Origin of the sequence: Nonomuraea sp. NPDC005692 (assembly GCF_040631115.1) — a bacterium.
Taxonomy (GTDB): Bacteria; Actinomycetota; Actinomycetes; order Streptosporangiales; family Streptosporangiaceae; genus Nonomuraea.
This window is the reverse complement of record NZ_JBEXYU010000019.1, coordinates 185,126-201,089: the sequence shown is the minus strand read 5'-3', so window position 1 is coordinate 201,089 and position 15,964 is coordinate 185,126. Positions and strand designations below refer to the sequence as shown.

Sequence of the window (15,964 nt, the reverse complement as noted above, 5' to 3'; positions counted from 1 at the left end):
TCAAAACCCACAGCCCCTACGACCAGGCAACCGCCTGGTCGCACCGATCAAACGACCTCGCTGCTTGACAACAAACGTCCAGGGATGTCTGACCCCCGCAGGAGGGCGTCACAACACGCGTGCGGCGATGACGCACACGTCGTCGGTGGAGTCGTCGGCGCCGAGCCGGCGCAGCAGGCAGTCGATCATCTGCTCGGGATCGTCCCCCACGCACGCGTGCGAGGCCCGCAGGAGCGCGGCGATGCCGGTGTCCAGGTCCTGACCGCGCCGCTCCACGACGCCGTCGGTGTACATGAGCAGGGTGTCGCCGGGTTCGAGCTGGGTGACGGTCATGTCGTACTCGGCCGCGTCGAACGCCCCCAGCAGCGTGCCGGTGACCCCCTCGACGGCCTGCCCGCGCCCGTCCCTGATCAGGACGGGCGCGGGGTGCCCGGCGTTGGTCCAGGCGAACGTGCGCCGCTCGGGGTCGAAGTGGCCGATGATCGCGGTGCCGGTGACGGTGACGTCCTCGTTGGAGTGCACGATGAGGTCGTTCAGCCAGGTGGCGAGCTGACCGGCGGGAGCGCCGGTGTACGCCAGGCCGGCCAGCCCCGAGCGCATCTGCAGCATGATGCTCGCCGCGGTCAGGCCGTGGCCCATGGCGTCGCCGATGGCCAGCAGCACGCGGCCGTCGGTGATCAGCCGGGCCTTGAACCAGTCGCCGCCGAGCCTGGCCAGGTCCTCGCTGGGCAGGTACCGCACGCCGACGGTGAGCCCCGGCAGCTGGATGAGGCCCCGGCGGATCGGCAGGATCGTGTTCTGGAGCTGGACGGTGATCCGGTGCTCCTGCTCGGCCCGTTCCTTCTCCTGGGTCGCCTGCTCGTGCGCCACGGCCAGCGCGCGTTCCCTGCGGCGGTTCTTGGTGACGTCCTGGACCAGGCAGCGGACCTTGACCGGCACGCCGTCCCCGTCGAGGATCGGCTCGCTGTAGACGCACAGGTGGCGTACGCCGTGCCGGTGCTGGATGCGGAACTCGTTCTCCACGGACTCGCGGAACTCCAGCAGCGTGCGGATCTGCTCGTCCATGACCGGGAGGTCCTCGGCGACCACCACGCCGGGCAGCTCCTCCAGGGGCATCGGGCCGTCGGCGCGGGCACGGCCGAACATCTCGTACATCTGCGGTGTCCACAGGGTGCGCTCGGTCGCCAGGTTCCACTCGCCCCAGCCCAGCTCGGCCAGGCGCTGGGCGCGTTCCCAGCCCGAGACCAGCAGCTCCTCGTCGTCGAGGATGCGCCAGCTCACCAGCAGGCCCTCGTCCACGCGCGCGGCGCGCACGGCCAGGGTCGCCGGCCACAGCCGGTAGTCCATGGCCTCGACGAACTCCAGCGGCATGTGGTGCAGGGACTCGCCCGACTCGTACACGGCGATGTAGTCGTCCAGCAGGCCCGAACTGGCCACGCCGGGGCTGACCGCGAGCAGGCGGCGCCCGGCCAGGTCGTCGGCCGTGCGTCCGGCGGGGGTCCTGGCGTGCTTGTTCGCGGCCAGGACGAGGAAGTCCACGACGCGGCCCGCGTCGTCGTGGACGGGGGTGAGGAAGAGGGCCGAGGCGTGCACGCCGGCCAGCATCCCGCGTACCCACTCGGGCACCTCGGGCCGTTCGAGCACCTGCTCGGACGGCCGTTCGATGCCCTTGGCGACCTCGATCAGCTCCAGACCGCTGTGCTGGGCCATCCTGGCGAGTTGCTCGGCGGCCTCGCCTGGGCGGATGTTGAGCCGGGTGGCCAGGCGGGCCGTGGCCTCGTCGAGGATGGCCTGGGTACGCAGGTGGCGGCGTACGTGAACAAGTTGCTCACGGACCCGTGCCGAAGCCGCGTTCATCTCGTAGCGGCTGAACGGCGGAAATCTGCTCACTCGCTCCCCATGCCCGATCAATCGGGATTGAGGGCCGGTGGTGCTGATATTTCGGCAAAACTAGGTGGTCCGCTGGGCCGTTCTCGAGGTTCGGCCCAGCGGGTTGTCACGGACGGAGTGCGGGGCGGCGTGCGCCCTACACATTGAAGATGCTGACCCCGCCCGGGCCCACGAGGAAGCCGAGGACGATGAGCACGATCCCCCAGAGGAGGTCGCGCCGGGCCAGAATCACGTAGATCCCGGAGATGACGAGGATTACGGCGATGATCCAAAGCAAAGTAGCCATGTGAGTGCAACTGCCCCCACGCGCGACTCCATAACATGTTTTCCTCCGCCGTAACGGGCAGGTGGTGATTCATGACGACATTCGGCTATTTCTTGTCGTGTGAGGAACACGGACCCAAAGAACTGGTACGTCAGGCAAAAGCCGCCGAACGCGCCGGTTTCGAGGCTCTGTGGATCTCCGACCACTTCCACCCCTGGCTGGACGAGCAGGGCCAGGCGCCCTTCGTCTGGTCCGTGATCGGCGCGCTGGCCGAGGCGACCTCCCTGCCCATCACCACAGCCGTCACCTGCCCCCTCATCCGTACCCACCCGGTCGTCGTCGCGCAGGCCGCCGCCACCACCGGGGCGCTCACCGGCGGCCGTTTCCGGCTGGGCGTGGGCACCGGCGAGGCGCTGAACGAGCACGTCGTCGAGTCGCGCTGGCCCCCGCTCAGCGAACGCCTGGAGATGCTCGAAGAGGCCGTCGGGCTGATGCGCGAGCTGTTCACCGGCAAGCTGGTGACCCACCGGGGCGCCCACTACCGCGTGGACACGGCCCGGCTCTACACGCTGCCCGACGAGCCGGTGCCCATCCTGATGTCGGGGTTCGGGGAGAAGTCGACGACGCTGGCCGGCCGGCTGGCCGACGGCTACATCTCCACCGCGCCGGACGCCGAGTCGGTCACGCGGTTCCGCGAGGCGGGCGGCGCGGGCAAACCGGCGCTCGGCGGGCTCAAGGTCTGCTACGCCGCCGACGAGGCCACCGCGCGCAAGACCGTCCACCGCCTGTGGCCCACGCAGGGGATCAAGGGGGAGGCGTCACAGATCCTGCCGCTGCCGCGCCACTTCGAGCAGCTCGCCGAGTCGGTCACCGAGGACGAGGCCGTGGGCGGCAGCCCGGTCGGCCCCGACCCCGAGGTCCACGCGCGGGCGCTCAAGGAGTACGTGGACGCGGGGTTCGACGAGGTCTACGTCAACCAGATCGGCACGGAGCAGGACGCGTTCTTCGACTTCTACGAGCGCGAGGTGCTCCCGAGGGTGCGCTGACCGGCCGACTTCATCAGCTCTGCGTACCCGAAAGTGCGCTAGTCGGCCGACTTCATCAGCTTGGCGTACCCGAGCTGCAGCCAGTCGGAGATGGCCACCGCGGTCATCGTGGCGCCGACGAGCCTGGTCACCCTGGGGGCGAAGACCAGGCCGACGGCGTACGCGGTGGCCGCCCACTGGGCCAGGCAGAACGGGCAGGCCAGCAGCTCGCCCATCGGCCCGCGCGGCTCCTCCTGGACCTCGGACGGGCCGCCCTGGCCCTCGTACCTGGTGAAGGGCGCCCGCAGGGGGCTCATGACCGGGTCCTTGGCCAGGCGCCGGGAGACCTTGTGCGTGCAGGCCGCCATGAGCGCGATGTCGAGGACGCCGACCCGTTCGGGCAGCTTCCTCTTGGTGAGCACGGCGGCCGCCGCCGCACCGGCCACACCCGCCCCGTACGTGGCGAGGATGCCCAGGTAGCCGCCCAGCGGACGATCATGCCCGTTGCCGTAGGCCCGTTCCGTCTTCTCCAGCATCTCGGTCATAGGGTGTGGCGCTACCCTCAACCCCTGCCTCTACGCGCCGTCCCGGGCTGTCTCTTGGGCTGTTCGCAACGTCTACATGACGATCGTGAGGGTAGCCCGGAACCATGAGCAGCCATGGTCATGCGGTCACTGACGCCATCCTTGACACGTTGAAGCGCGCGAGCTCCGGGCTGAAGGACGCCGGGGTGAAGTTCGCGCTCGCCGGCGGCTGCGCGGCCTACGCCAGAGGCGCCGCCCCCTCCCTGCACGACGTGGACTTCGTCCTCACCGAGCACGATGTGCCCGCCGCCCTGGAGGCCCTGCGCGGGCTGGGCTTCGAGACCGCCAAACCGCCGGAGGACTGGCTGGTCAAGGCGTACGACGAGGGCCGGCTGGTCGATCTGATCTTCCGGGTCTCCGACCACGAGATCACCGAGGAGCTGCTGGACCGGGCCGAGCCGCTGAAGGCGTCGGCGGTGATCGTGCCCGTGCTGGAGGCCACCGACCTGGTCATCTCGTGGCTGCTGCCGCTGTCGGAGCACGCCTGCGACTACGGGTCCCTGCTGGCCCAAGTGCGGGCGCTGCGCGAGCAGGTGGACTGGCCGCGGGTGGTGGCGGTGACGGCGGACTCGCCGTACGCGACGACGTTCGTGACGCTGCTGGAGCGGCTGGGCGTGCTGAGCGAGCCGGTGGTGGCCAGCGGCGAGAGCCGGTGGCCCTGACCCGACGGCCCTGACCCGGTGGCCCTGAAGGGGCGGCCCGGAACGGGCGGAGGGCCGCGCCCTGAACGGACGCGGCCCTCCCTCTAGGACAGACTGCGAGGGTCACCCGCCGTAGCGGCCGTAGTAGTCACCCAGCCGCGTGCGGTACTCGGGCTCCTTGTACCTGCCCTCGTCGAACTCGGGCGCGTCCTTGATCTCGGCCTTGGTGCGCGCGACGTGCACGTTGCGCTCCTGAGGGTCGATGCGCGTGACGACCTGCGCCGGCAGCATGACCTTCTTGCCGAAGATCCAGGGACCGGTGTCGACGATGATGTAGCTCTCGCCGACCTCGTACGTCGCCTCGTCGACGGACCCGATCTTCCCGTCGGTCGCCTGGACGTGGTACCCCACGAGATCCAGACTCTGACCACGGTCATAGACGTCAGGACGATAGTTCCAGAGCTCCATCGGGCTCTCTTCCTCTCTTCTTCCGTCTTTTCTCGGGCAAGACTCCCGCTACCCGGACAGACTCCGGTAAACCCCCAACAAAGCGTCGGTGGCGGCGGATACGATCCGCGTCACGGACTGGAAAGGGGGCCGGATGACCGTCGGCGAGGCGCAGGAGTGGGCCCCTCCGGGCGTCGACGTCACGCGTCCCAGCGTGGCCCGCGTGCACGACTGCCTGCTCGGCGGTGTGGAGAACTTCTCCGTCGACCGCTCGGTGGCGCGCCGGCTCAAGGACGCCGTGCCCGAGGTGGTCGACCTCGTCTGGTGCAACCGGGCCTTCATCGGCCGGATCGTCGACTTCCTCGTCCGCGAGGCGGGCATCAGGCAGATCATCGACCTCGGCGCCGGTCTGCCGACGATCGAGAACACGCACGAGGTCGCCCAGTTCGCCGACCCCCGTACCAGGGTCGTCTACGTGGACATCGACCCCATGGTCGAGCCGCACGCCCGCGCCATCCTGAGCGGCAACCCCAACGCCACCGCGATCACCGCCGACGCCCGCGACGTCGACGCCGTGCTCGGCCACCCCGAGCTGGGCCGCCTGATCGACCTCGACCAGCCCACCGCCCTGCTGGCCATCGGCCTGCTGCACCTGTTCCCCGACGCCGACGACCCCCACGGCCTGGTCCGGCGGTACGTCGCCGAACTCGCCCCCGGCAGCCACCTGGCCGTCTCCAACATGTTCGCCTCCGGCAACCCCAAGGCCAAGGCCCTGGAGGCGCTGCTCCAGGCCACCATGGGCACCGGCCACTTCCGCGACCGCACGGCGATCGAGGCGTACTTCGACGGGCTCGTGCTGGTCGAGCCCGGGGTGGTGCACTTCCCCGAATGGCACCCCGACGAGCGGCTGCCCGGCCCGCTGGCCCCCTGGGAGGAACTGCTGCTGGGAGGCGTGGCCCGCAAGCCGTGAAACCCGGCTGCTTTCGCGGCGGACGGCGGCTAGGGTGACGCCCATGCCGCGTCGTTTCCTCGTCTGCTCCCCGCCGCCGGCCCGCTAGCGGGCGGCGGCGTTCCAGGATGCTCCGGGTCTGACTGATCCGGGGGTGGTTGCTGCCCGCATACGGGCCCATTCCGACCACTCCATCCGGAGAACTCCTGTCATGACCCCTGTCTCCGCCCGCCGTGGCGCCGTCTACGTCTCCGTGGCCGCCACGGCCTGGGGCACCGGCGGCGCCGCCGGCGCGCTGCTGTTCGAGTCGGGCCATCTCGGCCCCGTCGGCGTCTCGCTCTGGCGCTACCTGCTGGGCGCCGCCTTCCTGCTCGCGCTCACCCGCCGCGCGGCGCGTCCGCGCCGGCTCACCTGGCACGTGCTGCCGATCGGGGTCGGCATGGCCGTCTACCAGACCGCGTACTTCGCGGCCATCGCCGGGTCCGGCGTCGCCGTCGCGACGGTCGTGACCATGGGCGCCACGCCGATCATCACCGCCCTCGGCGGGCGCCTGCTGCTGCGCGAGCCGCTCGGCCCGGTCGCCCGTGCCGCGCTGGCCGCCGCGCCGGTCGGGCTCGTCCTGCTCACCTGGGAGTCCGTCGTCCGGGCCGACTCTCCGTCCGGCATCGGGGCCGGCATCGGGGCCGGTATCGGGTACGCCCTGCTCTCGGCCGCCGGGTACGCCGGCGTGACGCTCTTCTCCCGGTACCACCGGGAAGCCGACCCGCAGGGCACCGCGGTCGGCGGGTTCGCGGTCGGGGCGGCCTGCCTGGCGCCCTTCGCCCTGCCGGCGGGCGTGTTGCCCGAGCTCAGCGTGTCGTCGGTGGCGCTGCTGGTCTACCTGGGCGCGGTGCCCACCGCCCTGGCCTACGGCCTGTTCTTCCGCGCGCTCACCGCGTTGCCGGCCACCACGGTCTCGATCATCTCGCTGGGCGAGGCGGCCGGGGCGGCGCTGATCGGCGTCCTGCTCTTCGGCGAGCGGCTGACCCCGCTCGCCTGGGGCGGGTGCGCGCTCCTGCTCGCCGCGGTCGCCGTTCTCGCGCTGAAAGCGGAAACGGAGATGTGAGGTCCAGGGCCCGTGATGAGTTAAGGTCCGGTACGGCGACGCTTGCCGTATCGTCGCTCCGTTCTCTCATTTCGGCATAACGGAACGGCGCCGGCGAAACGTGCGTTGGAGGAACTGTGGCCTCGATAAAGGGAATATTCAGAAACCTCCTGGATCGTCCAGGCGGCGTGAACCTGAGCCCCTATCTGAAGATCGTCAAGGCGGCCGACGAGCGCGCCGGCCGTGTCGGGAAGCTCGAGGAGCTGCCGACGCCTGGCATGGACGATCTGGCCGAGTTCTGCGCCGTCGTGCGGGAGGCCGCCGACCGCACCCTTGGGCTCCGGCCGTACGACGTGCAGTTGCTGGGCACACTCGCCCTGCTCGACGGCAAGGTGGCCGAGATGGCGACCGGCGAGGGCAAGACCCTGTCGGGCGCCATGGCCGCCGCCGGCTACGCGTTGCAGGGCAAGCGCGTCCACGTGATGTCCGTCAACGACTACCTGGCCAGGCGCGACGCCGAGTGGATGGGCCCGCTCTACGAGGCGCTCGGCGTCAGCGTGGGCTGGATCGACCAGAACTCCACCCCGGAGGAGCGCCGCGCCGCCTACGCCAGGGACGTCACGTACGGGCCGGTCAGCGAGATCGGGTTCGACGTGCTGCGCGACCGGCTGCGCACCGACCCGGCCGAGATCATCGTGCCCGCGCCCGAGGTGGCGCTGATCGACGAGGCCGACTCCGTGCTGGTCGACGAGGCCAGGGTGCCGCTGGTGATGGCCGGCGCGGCCGACCCCGGCAGCGCGGTGCCGGAGATGGCGGCGCTGGTGCGCACGCTCGTCCGCGGCTACCACTACGAGATCGACGAGCAGGCGCGCAACGTCTACCTCACCCCCAAGGGCGCCGACAGCGTCGAGAACATCCTCGGCGTCGAGCTCTACGACGAGCACGAGCCCGGCACCCTCATCGAGCTCAACCTCGCCCTGCACGCCCACGCGCTGCTCGCCCGCGACGTCGACTACATCGTGCGCGACGGCAGGGTCCAGCTGATCAACCCCTCACGCGGCCGGGTGGCGCTGCTGCAGCGCTGGCCCGACGGGCTCCAGGCGGCCGTGGAGGCCAAGGAGGCGCTGCCGCCGAGCGAGAAGGGCGAGATCCTCGACTCGATCACCGTCCAGGGGCTGATCCGCCGCTACCCGCAGATCTGCGGCATGACGGGCACCGCCGTCGCGGTCAACGAGCAGCTCGGCGAGTTCTACGGCCTCAAGGTCGCGGTCATCCCGTCCAACCGGCCGTGCGTGCGGCAGGACGAACCCGACCGCATCTACCCGACCGTGCCCGACAAGGACGCCGCGCTGGTCGAGGAGATCCAGGAGGTGCACGAGACGGGCCGGCCGATCCTCATCGGCACCCTCGACGTGGCCGAGTCGGAGAACCTCGCCAAGCTCCTGCAGCGCCGCGGCATGGAGCCGGTCGTACTCAACGCCAAGAACGACGCGGAAGAGGCCACGATCATCGCCAGGGCGGGCGAGCGCGGCGCGATCACCGTCTCCACCCAGATGGCCGGTCGCGGCACCGACATCCGGCTCGGCGAGGGCGTGGCCGAGCTCGGCGGCCTCTACGTGATCGGCTCCGGCCGCCACGCCAGCAGCCGCCTCGACGACCAGCTCCGCGGCCGGGCCGGCCGCCAGGGCGACCCGGGCGGCTCGGTCTTCTTCGTCAGCATGACCGACGACCTGACCACCCAGTTCGTCCCCGACGAGCGGCCGCCCGCCGCCGACCCCGACGGCCTGGTGCGCCACCGGCGCGGCGCGTACATCGTGGGCCACGCCCAGCGGGTGGCCGAGGGCGTCAACCTGGAGATCCACCGCAACACCTGGCGCTACACCCGCCTGCTCGAACACCAGCGTGAGCTGATCCTCGAATGGCGCGACAAGGTCCTCCACGGCGACGCCGCCGCCAAGGCGCTGGCCGAGGCCGACCCCGAGCGCTGGGCCGAGCTGCCCGAGGACACCAGGGACGAGACGGCCCGCCAGATCGTCCTGCACGCCATCGACACCTGCTGGACCGAGCACCTGGCCTTCCTCAACGACTTGCGCGAGGGCATCCACCTGCGCGCGCTGGGCCGGATGAGCCCGGTCGACGAGTTCCAGCGGGAGGCCGTGGCCGAGTACAAGGCGCTGCAGGCCGAGGTCGAACGCCGCTCGCTGGAGTCGTTCGAGGCCCCCGAGCCCGACCTCAAGCGCCCGTCGGCCACCTGGACGTACCTGGTGCAGGACAACCCGTTCGGCACGGAATGGGACCGGATCCTCAAGCGGGTGACCGCCGCCACGCGTCGCGGCTGACCCGCCGGGCGTACCTGACAGAAGATGACAGGTACGCCTGCCAGCATGGAGGCATGACGACGAAAGCCAAGCTCATTGCCTTCACCATCGACTGCGACGACCCCCGGAAGCTGGCCGCCTTCTACCACGAGGTGACCGGCTTCGAGATCCAGTATTCGGAGGAGGAGTACGCGGCGATCGGCGACGGCACCACGAGCATCTACTTCGGCCGGGTGCCCGGTTACAAGCCGGGCGTCTGGCCCAGCGCGGACAAGAAGTTCCATCTCGACTTCCGCGTGCCCGACCTGGACAAGGCGGTCGAGGAGTACACCGCGCTCGGGGCGGTCAAGCCGGAGTTCCAGCCGGGCGTCACCGACGAGGGGACGCGCTGGATCGTGCTGCAGGACCCGGAGGGCCACCTGTTCTGCGTGGTTCCCGAGCAATCGTAGGGGCCGCGACGCCCCCGCGGGGGCTCAAGGATCAGCCACAAGTTCGTGCAGGTGGCAGCCGCAATTGGGCGATTTATCAGCCTAAAGAATGATGGTAGTGCTCCGCTTGGCTCTTAAGCTGGAGCAATGCTCCTGCACGGACCCCTGCCCCTGCGTGGGCGCCGATGACCTGGATCGGGCTGCTCATCGCGCTGGCCGGAGCGCTGGGATACGCGCTCGGCGCCGCCCTCCAACAGTACGAGGCCGTGGCCGCGGGCGCCTCGCTCAAGCTGGTCCGGCGCCCCCGCTGGTGGATCGGCGGCGTCATCGGCTTCACCGGGGCGTGCCTGCACGCCGTGGCGCTCAGCTTCGCGCCGCTGGTGGCCGTGCAGCCGATCAGCGTGGCCACCCTGGTGTTCGCGGTGCCGCTGGCCGCCTTCATGTACGGGCGCAGGCCGTACCGGGCGGAGATCCTCGGCTCGATCGCCGTCGCCGTGGGCCTGCTCTGGCTCATGCTGCTGGTGCCGCAGCACAACGTCACGCCCCGGCTGAGCAACGGCGCCGCGCTCGCCTTCCTGGGCGTCATCGCGGCGATCGCGCTGGTCTCGCAGGTGCTCGCGCGGCGCTTCCACGGGCCCGCGCGGGCGCTGCTGCTCTCGGTGGGCGCCGGTGTGGTGACGGCGAGCGTCTCGACGTTCGTCCGGGTGGTCGGCGGCGGGCTGGAGGGTGACTGGGGACGGCTGATCCACTGGTTCACGCTGGCCGTGCCGGTGCTGCTGGTCTGCGCGGTGGTGCTGCTCCAGCGCTCGTACGCGGTCGGCTACTTCGGCATCGCCTACGCCGGCGTCCAGGTCATCGACCCGATCACCTCGGTGCTGGCGGGGGCGATCCTGCTCGGCGAGCCGCTGCCCACCAGCCCGTCCACGGCGATCCCCGCGCTGCTGGCCGGGGCGCTGACCATCGGCGGCACGATCACCCTCGGCCGCCTCACCCCCGACCACTCCAAGCCGGCCCCGGCCCCCGCTCCCGTGCCCCCGGTGCTCACCTCCGCGACGGTGGCCGCCGAGGCGGCGTCCGAGGGCGCGGTCACCGGTCAGCGGCCCGCGTCCGGTCAGTGACCGCCTCCACCGGCGGACGCCAGGACAACACGTCGTCCATCGAACGCAGCATCAGCTCCGGGCTGAGCCGGCCCGCCAGGGTCACCGCGAGGTCGCGCAGCCGTACCGCGAGCGGGTTGCGCAGCTTGGTGACCCGGCAGATCGTCATCGACTGCCGCACGACGCCCGACGTGCGCGCCAGCCGGGTGGCGGTGTAGGCGGCCAGGTCGCCGTCCGCCACGTGCGCGAGCACCACGGCGTCCTCCAGCGCCTGGCAGGCGCCCTGGCCCAGGTTCGGGGTCATCGGATGGGCCGCGTCGCCCACCAGTGCCACCTTGCCCCGATGCAGGGCGGGCAGCGGCGTCTTCAGGTAGTGGACGTCGTTGCGGATGATCCGGGCGGGGTCGGCGGCCCGCAGCAGCGCCGGGATCGGCTCGTGCCAGCCACCGAACCTGCGCAGCAGCTCCTCCCGCTCGTCCCCGTGGGCGGCGCCGGCGGGTGACAGGTCGGTGGCGTACAGGTAGACCAGGTCGTCGGTGAGCTGGTGGACGCCGAACACCAGCCCCCTGCCCCAGCTCTCCGACCGGGGGATGTCCAGCCCGTTCCGCGGGACGAGCGCCCGCCACGCCGTCACCCCCGAGTACACAGGCCCCGGATGGCCGGGGAACAGCGCCCGCCGGGTCGCCGAGCGGATGCCGTCGGCGCCCACGACGAGGTCGGCCTCGATCTCGCCCGCCTCCGTGCGCACGATCCCGCGCTCGGCGTCCACGCCCGTCACGGTGGTGCCCAGCCGCAGGACGCCCGGTTCCAGGGCGTCGGCGAGCACGTCCATGAGGGTCGCCCGCAGCATGACGACCACCGAGTCCCCGTACCGGGCGTCGGCGTGGTCGGTGGTGGTACGCGTCAGCCAGCGGCCGTCCGCCCGCCGCACGCCGAGCGGCCCCTCCACCGTGGACAGCTCGCGCACCCGGTCGCCCAGCCCCAGCGTGTCGAGCGCCTTGAGGGCGTTGGCGGCGACCGCGAGCCCCGACCCGACGGGCTCGACGGCGGCCGCCCGCTCCAGGACGCTCACCTCCCACCCCTTGCGGCGCAGGGCCACGCCGCAGGCCAGCCCTCCGATGCCGCCACCGATCACCACAGCCTTGGGCATGACGCCTCCTTGGTTACTACGTCTGTAGTGTCAGCGTACTACGCCTGTAGTTCACTCGCACTACCCCTGTAGTATTCGGTCCGTGAAACGAGCGGACGCCGTCGCCGACACGGCCATCACCCTGCTGGCCGAGCGGGGCATGCGCGGCCTCACCCACCGCGCCGTGGACGAGGCGGCCGGGCTGCCGCCCGGGTCGACGTCCAACCTGGCCCGCACCCGGGCCGCCCTGCTGGAACTGACCCTGTCCCGGCTCACCGAGCTGGAGATGAAGGCCATGGCGATCGCCTACGAGCCGGTGCCGCTCAGCCTCGACGACCTGCCCGCCCGGCTGGCCGAGGCGGTGCGCGTGCAGCTCGACGACCGCAGGCGCACCCTGGCCCGCTACGAGCTGGCCCTGGAGGCCACCAGGCGCCCCGAGCTGCGCGAGATCTACAACCGGGCGGGCCGCCACTTCCGCGACCCGGCGCCCGCCATGCTGGCCGCCCTGGGGTCGAAGGATCCGGTGCGCCACGCCCGCCAGCTCGTGGCCTTCGGGGAGGGGCTGATGTTCGACGCGATCGCGGGCGCGGGCTCCGTGCCCACCGTGGCGGAGCTCACCCTCGCGCTGCGCGACCTGCTGGCCGGCATGCTGCGTGACGAGGGCGCCGGCGGATAGGACCGCCGGCGCCCGTGTCGGCCATGCGTGGCCTTCGGCGGCCTACTCCTCGCCGCCCGCGTCCGCGCCGTCCCTCGCGTGCTTGCCGCGAGGCTCCTGGTGGCCGTCGGCCGCGCCGGATTCGGCCTCCGGCGACTCGTCCTTGGGGGGTGCCGCATGCCTGCCCATACGGGGGGAACTCTCCTTCTCTTCGACCAACAGCTCACGGTGACCGTACGACTACGGTTACGTGCCCGGCAAGGGGGTTGGTTCAAGATCCACGCCACGAATTCGAGAAAAATTCGCGTAACGCCGTGGTCGGTCGGGATCAGCCGGGGTCGCACGTGATCAGCCGTGGTCGGCCCGGGATCAGCCGGTACAGGTTGCTCGGTAGGGCACCTCGGGCAGGTGCCGGGCCCAGTCCGCCGCAGACAGGCCCCCGTAGCGGGCGCACACCGCCGACGCCGGATCACCGGCCGCTGGCGACCGGGCCAGGTCCAGCGTGAGCACCGTCCCGCCGGCGGTCAGTACGCGGGCCGTGCGCCCGTCGCCCGCCAGCACCGCGCGCGCCGGCCGGTCCGCGCCGCCCACCGGCACCTGGCGTTCGGCCAGCAACGCGCGGTCGGGGACGCGCCACACCCGCACCCGGTCGTTGTCCGTCCCGGCCAGCAGCCGCCCGTCCGGGCTGAAGCGCAGGTGGCCGGGGGAGGGCCGCAGCCGGGTGCCGAGCACGGGCACGCCGTCCAGGTCGTAGATCTGGATGCCGGTCTCCTCGGCGATGGCCACCCGCTCGCCGTCCGGCGCGAACGTCGTGTACTCCCACGGCATCCGGTCCAGCCACGGCGCGGGCGTGACGTGGTCGCCGCGCCTGATCGCCGAACGCCGGCCCTCGAACGTCAGCGCCACCCGGTCACCGGGACCGGCCACCGCGTACTCGCCGACGAAGGCCGCCCGGCGGGCCCGCAGGTCCCAGGCCCACCGCTCGCCCGACTGCCGGGCCGCCGCGAACAGCAGCCCGCCCCCCGGGCTGAACCACGCCGACTGCTCGCCCGGCGCCCCCAGCCCCCTCCCGAACGGCGGCCCGACGCCCTGCCCCGACGCGGTGTCCCACAGGTACGACCGGTCCACGCCCACGAAGGCCAGCGTGCGCCCGTCGGGGGACCAGGCCATCGCCCGCACGCTCTGCTCGGGGCCGGCCGTCTCGGCGAGCCGCCGGTGCCCTGGGACGTCGTAGACGCGTACCGTGTCGTCGCTCAGCGCGGCCAGCCGGGAGCCGTCGTCGCTGATCGCGTACAGCGAGCGCGGCCCGGCGTGCGGGTCGGTGAAGACGTCCACGGCCGGGTCGGCGGCCGCCGCCGTCAGCGCCCGCCGCGCCTGCGGCACCTGGGCCAGCCGCCAGGCCGCCAGGCTCAGCCGGCGCGCGGTCACCGGGTCGGCCACCCGCAGCGCCTCGGCCCGTGACGCGGCGACCTTGGCCATCGCCTGCTCCAGCCGCCCGTCGGCGGCCCCGCGCTGCCACACCGCGAGCAGCGCCGCCAGCAGCGCGACCGACAACAGGCCGGACAGCAGCCCCGCCATGAGCCTCCGGCGTCTGCGCGCGCCGCCGCGGGCCCGCGCGCGGCCCTCGTCCAGGAAGGTCTGCTCGCCGGGGCTCAGGGTGACCCGCCGCCGCCCGCCGGCCGCCCACGCCATCGCCCGGTCGAGGGGTTCGCCCTGGTAGAGGTCGGACTCGCGGCGCCCGCCCGCCTCCCAGGCCCGCGCCGCCCTGGCCAGCTCCCGGTGCACGGCCAGGCCGTCCCGCTCGCCGTCCAGCCACTCGTGCAGGCGCGGCCAGGCCCGCAGCAGCGCGGTGTACGTGATCGTGAGGGATCCCCGGTCGCTGATCGTCAGGATCCCGGCCTTCCCGTACGCCTCCAGCACCCGGTCGATCGCGGCCACCTCGTCGGGGGCGCGTCCGGCGACCAGGTCGTCGCGGAGGGCGGGGGCCACGGTGTCGCCGCCGGACTCGTCGAGCCCGACCAGGCGCAGGAAGACCTCGGGCACCAGATCCTGGTCCGCCCGGCAGAGCTGGAGGTAGAGGGCCTCGGCGCGGACGCCGAGCGGCGGGTCGTCGACCGGCTCGGGTGGCAGGAGGCGGCCGAGCTGGGACTGCGGGGCGTCGAGCAGGGACATGAGCAGGTGGCGGGCGTCGGGGCGCCGCTCGGGGTCGTCGTGGAGCGCGGCGGCGACCAGGCCGCGTAACAGCCGGTCGAGGCGCTCCCCGTTGCCTAATCGCTCGGTGAGCCCGTACGCGGCGAACAGCAGGACGCGCCCCCACGCCTGGACGTCGCCCGCCGGGTCGGCCTCGGCGTCGGCCAGCCCCAGCCCCACCAGGCGCGGCCCGTCGACGCCTAAGATGATCTTGTCGGGCGTGAGCGACCCGTGCACCGCCCCCGCCTCGTGCACCGCGGCCAGTGCGGTGGCCGTTGCGGCGGCCAGGCGGTAGAGGTCGTCACCGGCGAAGGGGCCGTGCCGCTCGACGACCTGGCGCAGCGTCGGCCCCTCGATGTATTCGCTGACCAGATAGGGCGGATCGCCCTGCGGGCACGCCTCGACCAGTCGCGCCGCGTGCACCGAGCGCACCTCCGGGACCGTCGCGTACGCGCCCGGTCCGGGCAGGTGGAGGGCATGGCGACCGCCCGACTCGTCGTAGGCCTCGCGGACGGTGGTCCGCCCGCCGCCGTCGAGCCGGGCGCCGAGCCAGTAGCCTCCCAGCCGATCAGTCATGCGGGATTAGATGCCGCCTTCCGTTCAGCGGTTCAGTCGAGCCCGGTGCTCCGGCCATTCCTCTTCGAGGATGCCGAAATAGACCGTGTCGCGCCAGGTGCCGTCGGGCCTTCTGCGGTGGCGGCGCAGAGTTCCCTCGTGCACGCCGCCGATGCGCCGGATGGCGGCCTGGGAGCGCAGGTTCAGCACGTCGGTCTTGAGCAGGACCCGGTTGTGGCCGAGGCCGAAGGCGTGGTCGAGCAGCAGCAGCTTGCAGTTGGTGTTCACCGCGGTGCGCCAGTGGGCGCGGCCGTACCAGGTCCAGCCGATCTCGACGCTGTCGTCGAAGCCGGGCACGTCGATGTAGGTCGTCCAGCCGCCGGGCCGTCCGGTCTCCTTGGGGATCACCGCGAACGGCACGTGCTTGTCGTCGCCGATGAGCGCGCGGGCCGCCCTGGCCAGGTCCTCCTCGGTGCGCGGGGTGACGATCGGCAGCCAGCGCCAGAGCTCGTCGTCCCCGCCTCCGGCGGCGAACAGGTCCGGGACGTGTTCCAGGGTGAGCGGTTCGAGGCGCACGACGTCGTTCTCCAGCACCACGGGCGCGGGCAGCTTGGCGGTCATGCCGCCACGATAGGCGGCGGTCCCGTCGCAGGTTGACGGCCACCTGGCCCTTTTTGCGGGGAACCACCTGTCGACATCCATACCGG

At 72.1% G+C, this 15,964-nt stretch carries 16 protein-coding genes; 8 read left to right on the top strand and 8 right to left on the bottom strand.

Translation table 11 applies throughout. The annotated features are described in order from the left end of the window. Positions 1-108: 108 nt before the first annotated feature. A complete protein-coding gene (locus ABZ459_RS32695; RefSeq protein WP_357978667.1) occupies positions 109-1,890 on the bottom strand; it encodes a SpoIIE family protein phosphatase in 1,782 nt (593 codons plus the stop codon). Positions 1,891-2,026: 136 nt separating this feature from the next. Next, on the bottom strand, positions 2,027-2,176 hold the full coding sequence (locus ABZ459_RS32690; RefSeq protein ID WP_165959640.1) for a GPGG-motif small membrane protein: 150 nt from the start codon (positions 2,174-2,176) through the stop codon (positions 2,027-2,029). 71 nt (positions 2,177-2,247) lie between these two features. On the opposite strand from ABZ459_RS32690, the gene ABZ459_RS32685 reads away from it, so the two are divergent. Continuing rightward, positions 2,248-3,201: a TIGR03557 family F420-dependent LLM class oxidoreductase gene (locus ABZ459_RS32685; RefSeq protein ID WP_357978665.1), complete on the top strand. Its 954-nt coding sequence runs from the start codon at positions 2,248-2,250 to the stop codon at positions 3,199-3,201. 38 nt (positions 3,202-3,239) lie between these two features. Here ABZ459_RS32685 and ABZ459_RS32680 read toward each other — a convergent pair whose 3' ends face one another. Further along, positions 3,240-3,725, bottom strand: coding sequence for a DUF1360 domain-containing protein (locus ABZ459_RS32680; RefSeq protein WP_357978663.1), 486 nt, complete (start codon positions 3,723-3,725; stop codon positions 3,240-3,242). A gap of 149 nt (positions 3,726-3,874) precedes the next feature. Between ABZ459_RS32680 and ABZ459_RS32675 the strand changes: the two genes are divergently transcribed. Then, a complete protein-coding gene (locus ABZ459_RS32675) occupies positions 3,875-4,426 on the top strand; it encodes a nucleotidyltransferase (protein WP_357978661.1) in 552 nt (183 codons plus the stop codon). 102 nt (positions 4,427-4,528) lie between these two features. Here ABZ459_RS32675 and ABZ459_RS32670 read toward each other — a convergent pair whose 3' ends face one another. Continuing rightward, positions 4,529-4,816 (bottom strand): PRC-barrel domain containing protein, encoded by a 288-nt coding sequence (locus ABZ459_RS32670; protein WP_352352063.1) that lies wholly within the window; start codon positions 4,814-4,816, stop codon positions 4,529-4,531. Positions 4,817-5,006: 190 nt separating this feature from the next. On the opposite strand from ABZ459_RS32670, the gene ABZ459_RS32665 reads away from it, so the two are divergent. From ABZ459_RS32665 to ABZ459_RS32645, 5 genes are all read left to right on the top strand, one after another. Then, on the top strand, positions 5,007-5,822 hold the full coding sequence (locus tag ABZ459_RS32665; RefSeq protein ID WP_357978659.1) for an SAM-dependent methyltransferase: 816 nt from the start codon (positions 5,007-5,009) through the stop codon (positions 5,820-5,822). 190 nt (positions 5,823-6,012) lie between these two features. Then, positions 6,013-6,906 carry an EamA family transporter gene (locus ABZ459_RS32660; RefSeq protein ID WP_357978657.1) on the top strand — a complete coding sequence of 298 codons (894 nt, stop codon included), beginning with the start codon at positions 6,013-6,015 and terminating at the stop codon, positions 6,904-6,906. 167 nt (positions 6,907-7,073) lie between these two features. After that, positions 7,074-9,224: an accessory Sec system translocase SecA2 gene (gene secA2, locus ABZ459_RS32655; protein ID WP_357978656.1), complete on the top strand. Its 2,151-nt coding sequence runs from the start codon at positions 7,074-7,076 to the stop codon at positions 9,222-9,224. 53 nt (positions 9,225-9,277) lie between these two features. Next, positions 9,278-9,652: a VOC family protein gene (locus tag ABZ459_RS32650; RefSeq protein WP_357978654.1), complete on the top strand. Its 375-nt coding sequence runs from the start codon at positions 9,278-9,280 to the stop codon at positions 9,650-9,652. 164 nt (positions 9,653-9,816) lie between these two features. After that, complete coding sequence (locus ABZ459_RS32645; protein WP_357978652.1) at positions 9,817-10,749, top strand: DMT family transporter; 933 nt, start codon at positions 9,817-9,819, stop codon at positions 10,747-10,749. Here the strand turns inward: ABZ459_RS32645 and ABZ459_RS32640 are convergent. Beyond that, complete coding sequence (locus ABZ459_RS32640) at positions 10,718-11,878, bottom strand: FAD-dependent monooxygenase (protein ID WP_357978650.1); 1,161 nt, start codon at positions 11,876-11,878, stop codon at positions 10,718-10,720. The two genes, ABZ459_RS32645 and ABZ459_RS32640, sit on opposite strands and share 32 nt — an antisense overlap. 82 nt (positions 11,879-11,960) lie before the next feature. On the opposite strand from ABZ459_RS32640, the gene ABZ459_RS32635 reads away from it, so the two are divergent. Further along, positions 11,961-12,533: a TetR/AcrR family transcriptional regulator gene (locus ABZ459_RS32635; RefSeq protein ID WP_357978648.1), complete on the top strand. Its 573-nt coding sequence runs from the start codon at positions 11,961-11,963 to the stop codon at positions 12,531-12,533. A gap of 42 nt (positions 12,534-12,575) precedes the next feature. On the opposite strand, the gene ABZ459_RS32630 is transcribed toward ABZ459_RS32635, so the two are convergent. From ABZ459_RS32630 to ABZ459_RS32620, 3 genes are all read right to left on the bottom strand, one after another. Beyond that, positions 12,576-12,701: a hypothetical protein gene (locus tag ABZ459_RS32630; RefSeq protein WP_357978646.1), complete on the bottom strand. Its 126-nt coding sequence runs from the start codon at positions 12,699-12,701 to the stop codon at positions 12,576-12,578. A 180-nt stretch (positions 12,702-12,881) separates the two neighbouring features. Then, positions 12,882-15,278, bottom strand: coding sequence for a hypothetical protein (locus ABZ459_RS32625; RefSeq protein WP_357978644.1), 2,397 nt, complete (start codon positions 15,276-15,278; stop codon positions 12,882-12,884). A gap of 24 nt (positions 15,279-15,302) precedes the next feature. Further along, the gene (locus ABZ459_RS32620; protein ID WP_357978641.1) at positions 15,303-15,878 is read right to left on the bottom strand and encodes a GNAT family protein; all 576 of its coding nucleotides are present in this window, start codon (positions 15,876-15,878) and stop codon (positions 15,303-15,305) included. Positions 15,879-15,964: the final 86 nt, after the last annotated feature.

Excerpts from the sequence above, each read along its gene's own strand:
- ABZ459_RS32690 (WP_165959640.1), bottom strand. The coding sequence starts at position 2,176 with ATGGCTACTTTGCTTTGGATCATCGCCGTAATCCTCGTCATCTCCGGG.
- ABZ459_RS32625 (WP_357978644.1), bottom strand. The coding sequence starts at position 15,278 with ATGACTGATCGGCTGGGAGGCTACTGGCTCGGCGCCCGGCTCGACGGC.
- ABZ459_RS32660 (WP_357978657.1), top strand. The coding sequence starts at position 6,013 with ATGACCCCTGTCTCCGCCCGCCGTGGCGCCGTCTACGTCTCCGTGGCC.
- ABZ459_RS32640 (WP_357978650.1), bottom strand. The coding sequence starts at position 11,878 with ATGCCCAAGGCTGTGGTGATCGGTGGCGGCATCGGAGGGCTGGCCTGC.
- ABZ459_RS32665 (WP_357978659.1), top strand. The coding sequence starts at position 5,007 with ATGACCGTCGGCGAGGCGCAGGAGTGGGCCCCTCCGGGCGTCGACGTC.
- ABZ459_RS32650 (WP_357978654.1), top strand. The coding sequence starts at position 9,278 with ATGACGACGAAAGCCAAGCTCATTGCCTTCACCATCGACTGCGACGAC.
- ABZ459_RS32645 (WP_357978652.1), top strand. The coding sequence starts at position 9,817 with ATGACCTGGATCGGGCTGCTCATCGCGCTGGCCGGAGCGCTGGGATAC.
- ABZ459_RS32680 (WP_357978663.1), bottom strand. The coding sequence starts at position 3,725 with ATGACCGAGATGCTGGAGAAGACGGAACGGGCCTACGGCAACGGGCAT.
- ABZ459_RS32630 (WP_357978646.1), bottom strand. The coding sequence starts at position 12,701 with ATGGGCAGGCATGCGGCACCCCCCAAGGACGAGTCGCCGGAGGCCGAA.
- ABZ459_RS32685 (WP_357978665.1), top strand. The coding sequence starts at position 2,248 with ATGACGACATTCGGCTATTTCTTGTCGTGTGAGGAACACGGACCCAAA.
- ABZ459_RS32620 (WP_357978641.1), bottom strand. The coding sequence starts at position 15,878 with ATGACCGCCAAGCTGCCCGCGCCCGTGGTGCTGGAGAACGACGTCGTG.